Below are 18582 nucleotides of genomic sequence, written 5' to 3' on the forward strand. Positions count from 1 at the left end.
ACATCAACTTGAGCCACCATTACTCTAGCGCCAGAGTTTTCCAAAGCTTGAATCCTTTGTTTAGCTTGATTATCGGGTTGACTCCGACTGACTAATACTAAATTTCTCGCACCTTCTTTAACTAACCAATCTGCAATGAATAAACCCAATCCACCGATTCCACCCGTGATTAGATATGTACCATCTTTTTGGAGATGGGAGGATGGGGAGATGGGGCGACGCGATAAAGAAGATAAATCATTCGCTTCCTGCCCTAAAGTTACCAATACCTCTTTATTTCTTTTCTCTGCGCTCTCTGCGTCTCTGCGGTTATTTACTCCGTAATCTTCTACTGAAAAGGGAGTAACATTCCCTTTATCTCCATACCCAATGCCCATTACCACAACTTTACCAATATGCTTGGCTTGCTGCATATAACGGAAAGCATCAACGGATTGCTCAAATGGAAAGACAGTTAATGGTAAAGGTTGGAGTTGATTCGCTGCAAATTGGGGCATCAACTCACGCAGCATAGTTTGAATTAAATCCGGTTGTTGCTGACACAAGTTTACTAAATCAACTTGGAAATAAGCTGCATCTGGTTTTAGTGTAGAAACACGATGAGAATTCCAGTCTTGAGTTTTACCTAATTCTATAAATCGTCCGTTATTTTTGAGTATAGATAAACTTTGAGTTAGGAATTCTCCAGATAAAGAATTGAGGATAATATCTACTCCTTCACCATGAGTAAGCTGAATTATTTCTTCTGCAAAATCAAGAGTGCGAGAATTGAAGATATGTTTCACACCCATTGATTGTAAGACTTCCCATTTATTCAAACTTGCTGTTGTAAATACTTCAGCACCAGCTTGTTGAGCAATTTGAATTGCAGCTTGTCCAACACCACCTGCACCTGAGTGTATCAGTACCTTGTCCCCAGGGGAAATTTTTGCCAGATGATGCAAACTATAATATGCAGTTACGAAACTCACTCCAATGGTGGCAGCTGCTTCGATAGTCAGGTTGTGTGGTTTAATTGTCACCATCAGAGCATTGACAGTGACATACTCGCTGAAACTATTGTTTGCGATCGCAATAACTATATCCCCAATCTTTAAATCCTTAACTCCATTCCCCAAGGCAACGATTTCACCTACACACTCACAGCCTAAAGCACCAGCATCACCGGGGTACAATCCTAAAACATTGAGAATATCTCGAAAGTTGACTCCTGTGGCTCTAACGTGAATTTCAACTTGATTTTCTGCTGGTTTCTTCCTAACAACAGGTTGAAATTCCAGATTTTCTAAAGTTCCACGTTCGCATATGGTTAATTGTAAAGGTAAAGGTTGTTTTTCAGCTTCTTGTTTATATCTAGCTAATCTAGCAACATAACGCTTATCACCCCGTAAAGCGACTTGCTCTTCTGTATCTTCAGATAATAATTCAGTTAATAAAGCTTGTGCTTGTAAGGATACAGATATTGTTGAATCTATATCTATATTCTTGAAGCGAAAATCTGTTTCTAAAGCTGCTACTTTACCGATACCCCATAATGAAGATTGGGCTAATCCAGATATTGTATCGTTTCCTATTGCTTGAGCATTCTGTGTAACTAAATATATGGGAGTATCAACTAAAAGATTCCCCCTAGCCCTGCTTGAGAAGGGGGGTTGGGGGGATCTCATAGCTTCGCTCGATAACGAGGATTGAGAATTGCTGCTTGTAGCCCCCCTTTCTAAGGGGGGTTGGGGGGATCTTAACAAAGCTTGAATCAAATACAAAGCGCTACCGCAATAGTTTTCTAAGTCTATTTCTAGTTGTTCAGAATTAAGATTTTCTGTAGATGTTGCATCCAAACTCCAAAGATGTACAATTCCCCCGAAAACCGATTGATGATTTGATAGATTTTGAATTAATTTAATAAAATCCTGGGAATTAGTCGCACAAATGCTGAATTCTTGCTCATTGTGTTTTTCATACCCTTCACCCGAATAAACCAAAATGCATTTATCACCTTGATTTTGTAACTGTTGCGCTAACTCCTTGCCAATATTAAAACGGCGATCGCTAAAAATTAACCAAGGTTTATCACCATCTTGGAACCTCACCCCCAGCCCCTCTCCTTGGTAAGGAGAGGGGTGTCCGTCAGGACGGGGTGAGGTTTTTGAGGTTTTCCTGGTAATAATCACAGCTTGCTGACTCAATAAATCAGAATCTGGAGTTATCGATAATGCTTGTTCAAACCCACAATCTTGTAAAACTTTCTCCCATTTACTAACAGATAACAAAGGATATTCCGGACGTAAATCTGTATCTGTAAATCTCCACCAACCTTCAGTTAAACCAAAAATTAAATCAAGCCAACGTAAAGGACGAGTACCTTCAAGTAAAACTAAGAATCCCTTAGAAGTAAGTAATTTTTCTACATTACCTAAAGTTTGTCGTATATCTTGAGTAGCGTGTAAAACATTAGCAGCAATAATAATATCAAAAGAATTATTTAACTCATCACCAACTACTTGCTCAATATCCAATAATTCATATTTAACAAAATTATATTGATTAAATTTTTCCCGTGCTTTATTGATAAAAAGTGGAGAAATATCGCTAAAAGTATATTCAATACCGCTATTATTAAGATGAGGTAATAAATATGTAGTAGTTCCCCCAGTACCAGCACCGATTTCCAGAATTCGTAATACTTTATCATCAGGTTTGTCAACAATTGATGTACAAACCACTTGCTGTACTAAACCATTCATCAACCTTGCACCAAGAGAATCTTGATAAAGTTCAGTTGCTGCTGATAAATCCCCCTCCGGAAACAACAACTGCACCCCATCCACATCTCCCCGTAACACCGAAGCCAAACTCGAAGCACAACGATGCAGTAAACTTAACTCACTCCCACCAAAAGGATATTTCTCTAATAATCGTCGATATTGAATTTCCGGTTGAGAAATTATTAGTTTTTCTAAAACTCGTAATTGCTGATTTTCCTTAACTAAAACACCAACCTCCACCAACATCTCCAACAAACGCTCTAACAAACGTTGATGTTGAGGAGCAACTTGTAACCTCCGCTCAACTTCCGAAATAGAAAAACATTCACCAACAACAAACTCCCAACCCAAAACATCAAACGCTTGCAAAACATAACCAACACTCAAACCATCCAACTCAGCCAAAAACTGCCCATATAAAACCTCAGCCTCCCTTTGCGTATCCCTTTGCGTACCTTTGCGTTTAAATATAACCCGCTCATAAACCTCTTGTGGAGATAACAAATAATCCTCACAACCCAACCCATCAATAATAGACTGTTCTCGCCATTCAATCCTATAAAGCCAATCTTCAAAAGACTGCTTTTTGGGCAAAATAGCTTGAGAATCAACTACTTTTAATTGCAATCCTTGAATTTGAGCAACCAAACGTCCATCTGGTTCTGATATTTGCACATCAGCTATAATTAACGAAGAATTACTTTGATTATCATCAAATTGTACATAACTCCAAACAATATTACTTGTACTTCCAAAAAATCTAAAACTTTTGATTCCAATCGGTAAATAAGTTTGATTATTTGGTAAAACACAACCCACAACCTGTAAACTAGCATCCAAAAGTATGGGATGTAATTTATAAGCTATGGATTCAACTTGAGGTAAAACAATTTCAGCTAAAGCTATTTTTTCACTCTTCCAAAGTTGTTTAATTGCTTGAAAATTTTTACCATAATTAATTCCCTGTTTTTGACAGCTTTGGTAAAACTTTTCTACGTCAATTGAATTAAGATTCTTGTTACCAGGCTCAGCCTGGTAATGAAGTTGTTGAGGCTCTGCCTCTTGATTAACTTTACCACTAGCGTGCAATATCCAAGTTGGGTTTTGTGTTTGTGAGTTATTGAATTGTTGGGTTACGCTGTCGCTAACCCAACCTACACTGTTTTCAATGTTTTGTGCTTTTTTCGTTGCTAAACTAAAAATTTCAAATTGATATTCTTGATTTTTGGATGTATCAATAGGTGTAAGAATCAATTGTACTGTTGTCGAAACTTCTTCTAAAACTAAAGCTTGATGAATTTCTACATTGCTCAATAATAAATTATTTATTTGATATACTTTACCCGCTGCTGATAATGCCATTTCTAAGTAGCCTGCGGCTGGCATAATTACCGTATCAAATACTTGATGATGTTGTAAATAAGCAGGATTATCTTGATTTATTTGATTTTCAAAATGAATTGTTTCTAAATTAGCAATATCAATTTGTTTTCCTAATAAGGGATGTAGATTTTCAGTAGTTATCTGTTGATAGTGTTTAAGTTTAAGAACTTCAATCCAATAGCGCTGACGTTGAAATGGATAAGTTGGTAATAAAACGCGACTTCTTTGATAATCTCGATCAAATCCATCCCAATCAATATTAACTCCCATCACATACATCTGAGCTAAACTTGATAGCATTACTTGCCAATTATGATAATTTTCATCTGTTCCTAGAGAAGGCAAACATAATACTTCTGTTGATGATAATTGTGCTGATTCTACTCCGATTTCTAAACAAATATCACAATCATTTTGTTTAAGGTTCTCAATGATTTTCTCTACACTTGCTAATTGCAGTCTCTCACACCAATATGAAGCATTAGCAATTTCTGAGTTAATTAATTCACCAGTAACTTGAGAAATTATTTCTATTTGCGGAAAGCAATAATTAATTGAATTTACAACTTTTTCAAATTCAGATTTACTGTGGTTTGCTACTAATAAACACGCATCTTCTAAACTAAAAACTCCCGCAACTGTAGCTGCAACATATTCCCCAATTCCATCTCCTGTAACTACATCGGGATATATTCCCCAAGATGTCCATAATTTGTATAGAGCGTATTGGATTGCGAATAAACTAGTATCTTTTACTTGTTGCTTATTCCCTATTTGATCAACTAATCGTTTGCTGATTTGATTACATTCATCTAAAGCTTTTTTGAAAATTGGTTGAGTTTGATATAACTGTAAACCTAGATTTATATATTCACTACTATCTCCAGTGAATAAAAAAGCGATTTTGGGACGTTTATTATTAGATATTATCCCTGTAAAAACAGATGCATTTTGTAGAGACGTTATATATAACGTCTCCAATTTTTGCAGTGCATCCTCACAAGATTCAGCAATCATACTATACCGATGGGAAAAGTGCGATCGCCCTATATTCGCACTAAAACAAATATCCGCAAAATTAACATCACTATTATTTGTCAAGTATTCTTTGTAATTCTTTACAAGTTCTGATAATGCTTGTGGTGTCTTCGCTGATAATGTCAGTAAATGTAAGGGACGTTCTTTAGGAGACTTTATATATAACGTCTCTACAAAATGTTCTAATATGACATGAGCATTTGTACCGCTCATTCCGAAGGAACTGATACCAGCGAAACGGGTTGTATCTTCAACGTTCCAAGGAGTCAACTTGGTGGGTACATTAACTGGTAATCTTGACCAAGGGATATGAGGATTGGGTTGTTGAAAATGTAAGTGAGGTGGAATTTGTTGATTTTGTAGGGAGAGAACTACTTTAATAATGCTGGCAACTCCCGCAGCTGCTTCTAAATGCCCCATATTGGTTTTTACAGAACCAATCATCAGGGGATTATCTTGGCTTCTACCTTCACCGAGTACTTTACTTAATGCTAAAACTTCGATTGGATCTCCCAAGCTTGTACCCGTACCGTGGGTTTCTACATATTGAATTTGATGCGGTTTTATTTGAGCGTTTGTAAGAGCTTGTCGAATTACGGCTTCTTGGGCAGCACCGTTGGGAGCGGTTAAACCATTACTTTGTCCGTCATGATTAACTGCTGAACCTCGAATTACAGCAAGAATATTATCTCCATTACTAATCGCATCCGAAAGCCGTTTGAGGACAATAATCCCGCATCCTTCCCCCCGCACATAACCGTTAGCATTTGCATCAAAAGTTTTACAACGTCCGTCTGGGGCTAATGCTTTTAATTTACAAAAACCAATAGTTGGTTCCGGAGAAAGCATTAAACTAACTCCACCAGATAATGCTAAATTAGACTCACCACTACGCAGACTCTGACAAGCTAAATGAGTTGCCAGTAAAGAAGATGAACAAGTTGTATCTAACTGCATTGTAGGACCTTGTAAACCGAATGCATAAGATAAACGTCCTACGGCAATACTGCGGGTATTACCTAAACTAGAGTAAGCATCAATACGATTGATATCTCCAGAATTGAGGCTGAATTTAGCATAATCATCGAAGCTGATGCCAACAAAAACGCCTGTCTGACTGCCGTTTAACCCTTGCACGCATTGTCCGGCGCGTTCCAAGGCTGTGTAACTAACTTCTAACAACAAACGCTGTTGCGGGTCCATTTGTGTGGCTTCGCGGGGAGAAATACCAAAGAATTGGGGGTCAAATTTATCAACGTTATCAATAAATCCCCCGTAACGAGTATACATTTTCCCTGGAACATCCGGATCTGAATCGTAGTAAGTATCAATTAACCAACGTTCGGGGGGAACTTCAGTAATTGCATCAACTCCCTCTCGCAGTAATTTCCAGTATGCTTCTGGAGAATTTGCACCACTAGGGAACCGACAATCCATCCCAATAATCGCAATTGGTTCAGTTTTTGCTTGTTTTTCTGCTTCCAATTTACCCCGTAGCGATCGCATTTCCAAAAGCGCATCTTGCAGCAGCGAACGATAATCAATTTTTGCATCATTCTGACTCATTCGCTTCCCCTCCTCTTAACTGCATTAATTTCTGCTGCGAGTAATTCCGCTAATTCCACATCAGATATTGATTCAAATTCGGATAAATCTTCTGTTGGGAGTTCGACTTCGGGTTTATTCTCCGTTGGAACTTCTTGTATTGTTTGAGTAAGATAATTACTTAATGATTCAATGGTGGGAAAATTCCAAGCAATTGTGGCTTCAATAGCATGAGGATAATTCAGCCATTCTTGTAAATCCTGCGCCAATTCCACCGCAATCACAGAATCAATCCCATAGTCAGCAAAAGATTTATTTATATCTATGGCTTTATTTGGTAATTTTAATTTCCCACTCAACCAATTGACTAACCAATTTTGGATTGAAGAAGTATTGTTAGGAGCGGAGGGGGAGACAAGGGGAGAGGGAGAATTTATTTCTTTGTTTTCTTCCCTTCTTACTTCTTCCTTCTTACTTCTTACTTCTTTACGTAAAAATTCGTCTAATTCCCAATCTTCTCCGGGTAGGGTTTGTTCAATATCGCCGATGGTGTCAATGTAACTGGATATTAGTTCAGTATTTTCTTCAGAAGATAAAACCGTGGGTTGGGAATTTGATAGAGCTTGTCTGAGTTTCTCTTCAAAATTAAATTTTACCCATTCAATAGCACGAACAACTGACTCACAAGCAGAATGTATCTGAGTTTCATATAAAGCTGCCCAAAGTATAGCAAAAGTTGTGATTTCACCCGTAACTATTGCAGCCCAACGAGTTGCAGATAACCTCACCCCCGTCCCCTCTCCTTGGTAAGGAGAGGGGTGTCCGTTAGGACGATATGAGGTTTCCTCTCCTTGGTAAGGAGAGGGGTGTCCGTTAGGACGATATGAGGTTTTTTCATAAATTTCACGAGCTGCTGTTTGTAATTTTTCAGCTATTTCTGGAGCTTGAAAACTTTTACTAATAAAATTTGCTAAAATTCCATTTTCATGTAATATCCGCGAACCTAAAAACATATTTAATGTTTCTGTAGGTCCTTCAAAAATACGTAAAATTCTCGCATCTCGTAAAATTTGCGGTGCGATATTCGTTTCAATATAACCGCGTCCACCCAATATTTGTACCAAACTATCAGCAGCTTGCCAATAAAATTCGGGAGCAGCAGTTTTACAAGCAGTATATATTTCTACGGGAATATCTTCTCCTGCATCCAATCGTCGAGCAACTTGAGAAACTAAATTTTCTGTCGCAGTGATAGCAGCAGTAATTTCACTCAAACGCTTGAGTACAAAAGGATTCTCTAATAACTTCCCTGTAGAAACGCAACGACGGGAACTGTAACGCAAAATTAATTGAGTACAACGCTTCATACCTCCCACACTAGCAGCGGCGATCGCCAATCTACCATACATCATCGCGTCTTGCGCTACCTGCATTCCAGCCCCTGGTTCACCCAACATTTGCTCTGAACTCACCAACACATCATCCAGATAAACGGTATTTTGTACCATTCCCCGCATACCCATTGTCAAAGCTTCTTTACCCTGACGCATCCCCGTACCTTTTCGCACCGCAAAGCCACTAATTCCTTGCCAACTTCCATCCTTATTCTGATGCTGAACAAACACATTCGTAACTCCAGCCCAAGCAGCAGAGCCACTCCAAATCTTCGTACCGCTTAACCTCCACCCATCACCATCAGAAATCGCTTGAGACGTTATCGCTTGCGGATTAGAACCAGCAGCTGGTTCAGTAATAGCAAACGCTGCTAACTCCCTTCCCGTCGCTAAAATAGGCAATAATTCATCCTGCAAAGCCTTGCTACCGTAGCGCAAAATCGGACGAATCCCCAAAATATTATTTAATCCCACAAACAGCGATAAAGTAGTGTCAATCGCTCCCAACTGTTGCAACACCCGCATCGTGTCATAATTTCCCAATCCCAACCCACCATATTCACGAGGAACCTGCATCCCCAATAATCCCCGATTACCAAAATCCAACACAATATGAGGAGGAATACAACGACGTTCATCAATCAAACGCGAATTAATATAATTACCAGCATACTCCCTCAACCAAACAATCAACTCATCCGCACAAACCCGGCTCTCTCTCAAACCTCTTCCCTCAGCGCTCTCCGCGTCTCTGCGGTTTTTTAATTCTTCATTCCCCTCCTCAAAACACCACTCACCAATCCTATTCAAACTACCATTCTCAAAACCAGCACGACAAGCATACCTCTGAATTTTACCGCTCGTCGTCTTCGGAATACTCCCCGGCTTCAGTAATACTACGGCATAAACCTGTAGCTGATACTGCTGTGAAACCGCCGAAATAATTGATGAAATTACATTCTCAACCTCAACACTCCGCCAACCTTCTCGCTTCACTTCCTGAACTATAACTAACCCCTCTTCTTTCGCTCTTTCGGCAATTTCCACACCAAAAGCAGCGCCACATCCCGGCTGTAAACTAGGATGACTTTGTTCTACCGTCAACTCAATATCCTGGGGATAATAATTTAAACCTCGAATAATAATCGTATCTTTAATTCTTCCAGTTATATATAATTCCCCTTCCCTTATAAAGCCTAAATCCCCCGTTCGTAAATAGGATTTTTCCTCCACTTCCTCTGCTCCCTCTCCTATCTTCGCCTTAAAAGTTTCTGCTGTTTCTTGAATTTTTCCCCAATAACCTTGAGCAATACTTTCACCCCTTACCCAAATCTCTCCGACTTGATTTTCAGAACAGGGATTAAAATTATCTGGATTAACTATCACAACTTCTTGCGCTTCAATACCACAACTGACTATTGCAGTATTTGATAATTTTTCTTTATTCTCCCCATTCCCTAGTAGCGAAGGGGGCTGAGGGGTTAGGTTTTCCCTTGATACTTCAATCCGATTTTCTGCTAAAGCTTTCGTTTCAACATGAATAACTTTCGGTGCTGCTATATTTTTACTTCCACTGACAAATAACGTCGCTTCAGCTAAACCATAACAAGGTAAGAACGCTTCCTTACGAAAACCACATTCTGCAAACACTTGAGCAAATCTCTCTAAAGTCTCAGCCCGAATTGTTTCCGCACCACAAAAAGCGACTTCCCAACAACTTAAATCTAAACTAGCTCGCTGTTGGGGTGTAATTTTTTGCAAACACATCTCGTAGGCAAAATTAGGTCCACCACTAGTTGTAGCCTTGTAATTAGAAATTGCTTGTAACCAACGGATAGGTTTCTGGAGAAAGGTTACAGGCGGCATTAAAATAGAGCAAATTCCTAAATAAAGTGGTTGCAATACATTCCCTATCAGTCCCATATCATGATAAAAAGGCAACCAACCGACAACCGTAGTATCCTTGGTATGTCCAAATCCTTGCTTGATGATTTGTTCGTTATGCAGCAAATTACCATGACTTACCATCACACCCTTGGGATTTCCGGTTGAACCAGATGTATATTGTAAGAAAGCCAAAGTCTCGCTGTTAATTTCAGGCTTTTGCCAATCTGCTGCTAAATTTTCAGGTAAGCTGTCAGTTGCGATCGCGTATTTGATGTCTGGTAAATTGATAGTCTGCTGGGATTCGATCACATCTAACAAAGACTCAACCGTTAGCACAATCAAAGCTTGTGAATCTGCTGCGATCGATTTTAGTCTAAGTAAACTCTGTCCTTTCCTTGGTGGATAAGCGGGAACTGCTATAACACCCGCATACAAACATCCCAAAAAAGCGGCAATAAATTCTAAAGAAGGCGGATACAATAATAATGCTCGCTCTCCAATCAAATTCAAACTCTGGAGATAAGCTGCAATTACCTTCGCTTTTGTATCAAGTTCTCTATAGTTAAGCGAATTTTCCTGACTTTCACCATCTGTCAGAAAAATATAGCCTTGTAGAAGAGGTTGATGATGCGAGCGGTACTGCATCAAATCAACAACTGTAGAAAATGACGGTAAATTTATAGACATAATTGCAATGCTTGAAAATCGCTCAGCTTCGATTTTTAATTTTACTTAATAAAAATAATTATCAATAAAATTTGATAGTTTTTTTCCCGACTAAATTTCTATAATACATTATTTGATAATAATAACACGTAAACTTTCATACAAACGTAATATTACTTTTAACTAAAGTGTTAATTGCTGAGCTTGCCTGATTTGAAAAATCATCAAAAAGTCAGCCTGTAAGTATTTATTAGGAGTAAATACCTTTGACTTAATGACAAAATAATACTTTTTGACACTGAGCCTAGTAATTCTTTATTTAGTATAACTAAATATATCTGCTAATGACCTTTTTGTGCAACTATTGTTAATAAGCTTTTTAAGATTGATTTTTCTTGAAAAGTTGATCTTAGTTATTATAGGATGTAGCAAAAAAGGGTTGTAAGATTAGGGTCATCTATGACCAAAAGACAAGTAAAAATAAGCAAAAAGTCGTATATAGCAATCCTAAATGATTTGTAAGAAATTTATATATAATCTAGCGGTTAAAACCGCTACTACACAAACGAAGTCCACCTGCGTGGACTTAATTAAATAACCCGCGCAGGCGGGTTTTGTTTATGTAGCTGCGACTTCCAGTCGCCAGGTATGAGTCAAATTTGACTTCTATTCCCAAGTTTGAATCTAAGTATTTTCTCACATCTCAATTCGGATTGCTATAATTTTATCTATCTTAAGGTGTAAAATTAGCGATTCACTAACTTTTTTGAGTATCTTTTTTGACTATTTTTATTTTAAATACTGAGTTTGATCTGTCTGAGGGTGTGAAATTGATTATTGACGACTTGCTGATGTAGATTATTAGACTGACCAAAATTTTGTAGACTAAATGTCATCTTTTGAGGATATTGCCGTGAAGCAGCAGTTATTTATGATCCAAGTATGGCTTATCAGCATAGTTAGTATAGTGCTAGCTGTTGCTCCTGGATTGGCAAAGGAAACACAAGCAACATCAAACTCAGTTGTGAATTCTTCCTTGATTGCTCAATCGACTCCAACGAATAATCGAATCAAAGTTACTGCTGTGGAACTCTACGAAACGGACGTGGGATTAGAAGTAGTTCTCAAAACCCTAAATCCGCAGTTATTAAAGCCTGCCAGCACTACTGTAGTAGGTAATACAATTGTTACTGATATCCCGAATGCAGTATTAGAATTACCTCAAAGAGAAGAATTTCAGTTAGCTAATCCCCTCACAGGAATTGCATTGGTAAGGGTGAGTAATATCAATGGTAACGGAATCCGAATTGAAATAACCGGACAAGATGCACCACCGACAGCAACAGTTCCCAGAACCCAAGGAGAGGAATTTATTCTGGGAGTTTCCCCAGTCGAGGGTACAAATGCTCAAACACCACAACAACCCCAACAAAAACCTGAACAACCGCAACAATCAGATGATGTAATTGAACTTGTAGTTACGGGTAGCGCAACACCCCAAAGATATCGGATTATCGAATCTTCCGTGGGAACGAGAACAGATACTCCAGTTATCAACATACCTCAGTCAATTCAAGCGATTCCCGAACAAGTTCTCGAAGAACAAGGAACTACCAACTTAGGAGAAGCATTACGTAATAGTGCTGGAGTCACAACAGGTCGTGTTGCATCAGATGCTCCCTCAATCACCCCGGTGATTCGCGGATTTGAAAGTGAAAATACTTTAAGAAATGGACTACGAGATACAACTTTAGGAACACTTGCAGAAATCACCAATGTAGAACGATTTGAAATCCTTAAAGGACCAGCTTCAGTTTTATTTGGGCAAGGTGACTTGGGTGGAACTGTAAATATAATTACAAAAGTACCATTAAATGAACCTTCATATAAATTTGATTATCAAGTCGGTCAATTCAATTTGCATCGTCCGTCAATTGATTTTACCGGACCTTTGGGTAATAGAACCGATTCTCCTGCATATCGTTTAACAAGTTCTTATCAGTGGTCTGATAGTTTTAGAGACTTTGAGGAAAGACGGACATTTTTTGTTTCTCCAGTTCTTAAACTAATTAATAGCGATCGCACTCAGTTAATTGCAGAATTAGAACATCTTACATACAACACTACCGGAAGTGCGCCAGAATTACCAGCATTAGGAACAGTATTAGATAACCCCGAAGGTGAAGTTGATTCTAGTGTCAACTTAGGAGAACCATCGCTGAGTAGAAATGAAAGTAGAGCAACTCGCTGGGGTTATCGATTCAAACACGAATTTAGCGATAATTTAACATTTGCTAACGAACTGCTAGTTTCTGAAGTAGATGTTCCAGAAAGTAGTTTTATTTTGCCAAGGGGACTTAGAGGTGATAATCGCACCTTGGATCGGATTTTTGTAGAAAACCCCAATGAATTAAGCAGCCTCAATCTCAACACTAGTTTATCTGGAAAATTTGCCACGGGGAATATAAAACACGAACTGCTCTTTGGTGTAGAATTATCGCGAGATACATTTGAAGACAAACTCGATCTCAATATTTTCGGAATAAGCGCGATCAATATTTTCGATCCCCAATATTCACCCGAAAGTGTGAACAGTATTCCAGGCCTTTCCGAAGAGAGCAAAACGACAACAAATTCTATCGGTTTTTATCTGCAAGACCAAATTTCACTATCAGAGCAATGGATTGTAGTATTAGGTGGACGTTTTGACATAGCCGACCAAACTTATGAAGACCGTTTCGACTTAAGGCAAAGTTTTGACCGTACAGATGAAGCTTTTAGCCCTCGTGCGGGTGTTGTTTATAAACCAGCAGAAAATATATCCTTTTATGGTAGCTATACCCGGTCATTTAAACCTATAATTGGACGAGAAACTTCACTTGACGTTGAAACCAATGACTTTATAACTGGCGAACCATTCGAGCCAGAAAGAGGTACGCAGTATGAAATAGGTGTCAAAGCCGATTTATTAAATGATAGACTTTCAACTACACTCGCACTATTTCATTTAGAACGAACAAACGTCATCGAAGAATCAGCAATAGGTCAGGTAGGTTCCCAGCAAACAGGAAAACAGCGCAGCCAAGGAGTTGAAGTCACCATAGCCGGTGAAATTCTACCGGGATGGAACCTTTTAAGTAGTTATGCTTATACAGATGCCATAATTTCTGAAGACGATGTTTTGCCCGAAGGGAACTCCCTGCGTAACGTTCCCAAACACGGTGCTAGCTTGTGGACTACTTATCAAATTCAATCCGGGAGCTTACAAGGGTTGGGTTTCGGTTTAGGGTTATATTACGTCGGAAAACGTGAAGGAGACTTGTTAAACAGCTTTAGTCTTCCCAGTTACCTGCGAACAGATGCTTCTATATTTTACAGACGTAATAACTTTGGGGCTTCATTGAATTTTCAAAACTTATTTGACGTAAACTATTACGAAGGAGCGCGTAACGATTTGCGTGTAATACCAGGCGCTCCCTTCGCAGTTTTTGGGAAAATATCACTAGAATTTTAAAAATTGGTAATTGGTAATGGGTAATTGGTAATTGGTAATAGAAATTAAGAGTTGAAAGTGAAGCGCGTAGCGTGTTCGTCAAAACTCCCTCATTATTAATGATTTCCCCCATTACCCATTACCCATTACCCATCCCCCATTACCCATTCCAAAATGCGTACCTTCATCATCATCTGGCTCGGTCAAATAGTATCCACCATCGGCAGCTATATGACCGTATTTGCACTGACAATCTGGGTTTGGCAAGTTACAGGTTCGGCTACTGCTCTAACTTTGGTCAGTTTTTTTGTTCAATTACCGCGCTTGTTGATAACTCCATTTTCTGGAATTATTGTAGACCGTTTTAATCGCAAACAGCTAATGCTGCTTGGTGATATTGTGGCTTTTTTATGTACTCTCACTGTCGGATTGCTACATTTTACTAATCGATTAGAAGTTTGGCATCTTTACTGTGTAGTCGGAATTTATGGTGGTTTCGGACAAATTCAAACTTTAGCTTATTCTGCTTCGATTGCTTTAATTGTACCTAAAGAACAGTATACCCGCGCCGGTAGTATGAGTGCTGCTGTTAATTATGCTTCAGCAATTATTTCCCCGGCTTTGGCTGGTGGTCTTTACCCGATAATTGGTTTAGGTGGAATCATCGCTATAGATATTACAACTTTCGCTGCTGGTTTAATGACTTTACTCATTTCTCATATTCCCCAACCTCCACTCGAACAATCAAGTAATGAAAATCCTATTCAAGAAAATATTTGGCAAAAGCTAACTTTCGGTTTCCGCTATATCTTTGCCAAACCACCTTTACTAGCAATGGCGATCGCCTTTACTTTATTTGCTTTACCTAACGATATCGGTAAAGTATTGTATAATCCCTTAATTCTGGCGCGAACGAATGGTGATTCCCAAATTTTAGGAAATGTAACCACTGCTGCTGGTTTAGGGGGTATTGTTGGAGCATTGTTGCTAAGTACTTGGGGTGGTTTCAAACGTAAAATTCATGGTATGTTAATTGGTTTTATTGGTGCTGGCTTCTTTAGAGCTTTTCTAGCTTTTACGCAAATACCCTGGGTTTGGATGTCATCAATGTTTCTTTCCACCATGCATACCCCTTTGTTTTACAGTTCAAGCAATGCGATTTGGTATGCAAAAGTCCCTTCTAGTTTACAAGGAAGGGTTTTAGCCGCAGACCAGTCTATTGGGGTAGTGATTTCTTTGACAGCTCCATTAATCGCTGGCCCCCTAGCAGATAAAGTATTTGAACCAGCAATGCAACCCGATGGCAGTTTAGCCCCGATACTTGGTTCTATATTCGGTACTGGTGACGGGGCTGGGATTTCGGTAATTTACGCGATCGCCTCTTTTTTAATGTTAATGGTTGGTATCGGCGGTTACTTTTTCCCTACTTTACGTCATGTTGAACAGCTTCTACCCGATTGTGATACCGAACCCAAATAATTATAAGAATAATTATAATAAATAACTTATTGTGCAAATTTTGCACAAGTAGGTGTATAATTTTGATTTACTCTAAAGAAGTCGGCTTTTTTGCATATTTTTTGCATAAATACCCGTTCGACAAGAAATTTTGCTAAAAACCCAAGTAATATTTTTCTCTCTTCCAAGAAAATTTCACAAGAAATATACTGTTATCTCAAATCTCTTCATACAAACTTCATCAGCATATTAACTGCGTGACAAATTTTAAAATTACAATAAAGTAGTCTTGCTGGAAAGTATATTGAGATTTATTCTCAATATATTTATAAACTTAGTCAAGAAAATCTAAAATTGATGGGTAATTACTAACTCTATCGTGAGGAAGATGTTGGAGGAAACAAAGTAAGCTTTAACTATGGATGGGTTCCCAAAAAAGAGTTAAGTTTAATACTTAATCCATAATCATCTACCTCGGAATTAACGTAGACTTAACTGAAATTCTGTTATCTTTTGTAAGGAAGTTAATCACTATGTATGTACTTCATGAGAGTTAACATATTCAGTTGATATTGTGTGCGTTCAAATGTTTCGTCAAATAAGAATACGGCTGCCTTGAATCGTATTTTATTAGGATACACATCAATTAATCAACACATGGGAGTTTTGTTTAAGTCTCGTTAAGCAATGCTTGCAGATTCTAAGCATTCATTGATTTCAAAGTTATTTACCTAATTTTAGGCCAGAATTTATGACAATTAGCATCAGTGCAAGTCCTACAGTCCTCATCGAAGAAGAATTAACTGAGGTAACAATTACGCTGACTTCCAGCGAACCAATTCCGGAAGGTGGTTTAACTGTTACTATTGATAGTCCGACTGAAAATGCTCTGGGTCAATTAGATGTTTTTGCTGCCCAATTCCAGAATGGGCGGTTCGTAAGAGTTAATGATGATACCAGCGGTTTTGACTTTCTAATTAACGCATCGCCAGCAAGTATAACTGTACCAATTTTTGATGATGCTGTTGATGACGCTCAAGATTTAACTTTTAGTGTTTTACCTGGTGAGGGATATACAGTTGATCCCGGTGCTGGTTCTATAACTTTATCACTTCAAGACTCGGATGGTGCCGAGCCAGAACCCGAACCAACACCAGAACCAACACCAGAACCTGAGCCAGAACCTGAGCCGGAACCTGAGCCGGAACCAACACCAGAACCTGAGCCAGAACCTGAGCCGGAACCTGAGCCAGAACCTGAGCCGGAACCTGAGCCGGAACCTGAGCCGGAACCTGAGCCAGAACCTGAGCCGGAACCTGAGCCAGAACCTGAGCCGGAACCTGAGCCAGAACCAACACCAGAACCTGAGCCAGAACCAACACCAGAACCTGAGCCAGAACCAACACCCGAACCTCTACCTGAGCCGGAACCAACACCCGAACCTCTACCTGAGCCGGAACCAACACCCGAACCTCTACCTGAGCCGGAACCAACACCCGAACCTCTACCTGAGCCGGAACCAACACCCGAACCTCTACCTGAGCCGGAGCCAACACCCGAACCTCTACCTGAGCCGGAACCAACACCCGAACCTCTACCTGAGCCGGAACCAGAACCCGAACCGGAATTACCTGAACCGGGAGAAGGGGATACAGATGACCAACTGACACCAGTATTCGGAAGCGTTGAACTAGACATTATCGAAGTAGAAGGTAGCAACCAACTAGTTTTCGGTGGTGATTCCAATGACCTAATCGACGCTTCAATCAGTAGCGAAGGTGGAAACCGGATCTATGGTGGTAGCGGTGACGATACTTTCATACTTGGAAGTGATGACCACTATTCCGGTGGTGAAGGTGACGACAAGTTCTTTGTAACAAGCGGTGGGGATAACATCATACATGGTGGTGCTGGTGCAGACCAATTCTGGATTGCTACTGCTGAAATTCCCGACTCCGCGAATATCATAACTGACTTTACTATTGGTGAAGATATTCTTGGTATTGCTGGATTAGGTATTGGCTTCGATGATTTAAGCATCACTGGGCAGGATAATAATACTTTGATTGCTGTTAACGGTTCAGATTTAGCAATATTACAGAATATTGCTGCTGATAGCTTGAGTGCAGATAATTTTACCTTTGCTTAAAGTATTTCTCGTTTAACGATCGCCTTTGGCAATGCCCAAAGGGCTAGAAACTGCGATCGTTAAAATGTAGAGATATGATATTACCCTTCGGGGACACAGACTAGTTCCCAGCCTCCGGGTTGGGAACTAATGATTAAAATTTTGTACTCCATATTAAAAATAGGGTGCATTGTTGCCTTTGATAAGGCTCAATGCACCTTTTTGTTAAATAAATTAAGTAGTCGGACAGAATTAATTACACTTTCGGTGGTGAAGGTGACGACAAGTTCTTTGCCATGACTGGTGGTGATAATATTCTCAATGGTGGAGCAGGTGCAGATCAATTCTGGATTGCTACCGCTGAAATTCCAAACTCCGCCAATATCATAACTGACTTTACCAGTGGTGAAGATGTGCTTGGTATTGCTGGCTTGGGTATTGGCTTTGATGATTTGAGCATTACCCAGCAGGATAATAACACCTTGATTGCTGCTAATGGTTCCGATTTAGCGATATTACAAGGTATTGCTGCTAATAGCTTGAGTGCAGATAATTTTACCTTTGCTTAAAGTATTTCTCCTAAAAGGCGATCGCCTTTGGCAAGGATTAATTCCTTGTGATTAAAAAACTGGGTTTCTAAAGGAATTCCTAAAAACCCGGTTTTTCTTACCGTTTTTTATTCCACATCAACAATAGGGTGCGTTGTTGCTTTATAGCTCAATGCACCTTTTTTTATTAGAACAATCGCTTGCTTCACAAAATCTTCATTAAAAGCTACTTTTATAAAGTCAAATTTATAGTAAAATCTACGTAAGTAAAAATATT

Annotated in this window: 6 protein-coding genes; 3 read left to right on the plus strand and 3 right to left on the minus strand. The window is 39.1% G+C overall.

Annotation, left to right across the window (positions count from 1 at the left end):
- Together IQ247_RS32715 and IQ247_RS20650 are read right to left on the minus strand one after the other, a co-directional pair.
- Window positions 1–6752, minus strand: a 6752-nt coding sequence (locus IQ247_RS32715; RefSeq protein ID WP_228059913.1) for a type I polyketide synthase, incomplete at its 3' end; no start/stop codon positions are given.
- Window positions 6749–10699 (minus strand): AMP-binding protein, encoded by a 3951-nt coding sequence (locus IQ247_RS20650; protein WP_228059914.1) that lies wholly within the window; start codon window positions 10697–10699, stop codon window positions 6749–6751. The genes IQ247_RS20650 and IQ247_RS32715, both read right to left, overlap by 4 nt.
- A gap of 868 nt (window positions 10700–11567) precedes the next feature.
- On the opposite strand from IQ247_RS20650, the gene IQ247_RS20655 reads away from it, so the two are divergent.
- The gene (locus tag IQ247_RS20655) at window positions 11568–14192 is read left to right on the plus strand and encodes a TonB-dependent siderophore receptor (protein WP_228059915.1); all 2625 of its coding nucleotides are present in this window, start codon (window positions 11568–11570) and stop codon (window positions 14190–14192) included.
- A 153-nt stretch (window positions 14193–14345) separates the two neighbouring features.
- Window positions 14346–15650: an MFS transporter gene (locus IQ247_RS20660; protein WP_193923001.1), complete on the plus strand. Its 1305-nt coding sequence runs from the start codon at window positions 14346–14348 to the stop codon at window positions 15648–15650.
- Between the two features lie 1092 nt (window positions 15651–16742).
- Here the strand turns inward: IQ247_RS20660 and IQ247_RS33785 are convergent.
- On the minus strand, window positions 16743–17327 hold the full coding sequence (locus IQ247_RS33785; RefSeq protein ID WP_511023008.1) for a hypothetical protein: 585 nt from the start codon (window positions 17325–17327) through the stop codon (window positions 16743–16745).
- 726 nt (window positions 17328–18053) lie between these two features.
- Between IQ247_RS33785 and IQ247_RS20670 the strand changes: the two genes are divergently transcribed.
- The gene (locus IQ247_RS20670) at window positions 18054–18326 is read left to right on the plus strand and encodes a hypothetical protein (RefSeq protein ID WP_193923003.1); all 273 of its coding nucleotides are present in this window, start codon (window positions 18054–18056) and stop codon (window positions 18324–18326) included.
- The last annotated feature ends 256 nt before the right edge of the window (window positions 18327–18582 follow it).

Source organism: Plectonema cf. radiosum LEGE 06105 (genome assembly GCF_015207665.1).
Lineage (GTDB): Bacteria > Cyanobacteriota > Cyanobacteriia > Cyanobacteriales > Nostocaceae > Rivularia > Rivularia radiosa_A.

Coding starts and splice junctions, on each gene's coding strand:
- IQ247_RS20650 (WP_228059914.1), bottom strand. CDS start 10,699: ATGTCTATAAATTTACCGTCATTTTCTACAGTTGTTGATTTGATGCAG.
- IQ247_RS20655 (WP_228059915.1), top strand. CDS start 11,568: ATGTCATCTTTTGAGGATATTGCCGTGAAGCAGCAGTTATTTATGATC.
- IQ247_RS20660 (WP_193923001.1), top strand. CDS start 14,346: ATGCGTACCTTCATCATCATCTGGCTCGGTCAAATAGTATCCACCATC.
- IQ247_RS33785 (WP_511023008.1), bottom strand. CDS start 17,327: ATGTCTAGTTCAACGCTTCCGAATACTGGTGTCAGTTGGTCATCTGTA.
- IQ247_RS20670 (WP_193923003.1), top strand. CDS start 18,054: ATGACTGGTGGTGATAATATTCTCAATGGTGGAGCAGGTGCAGATCAA.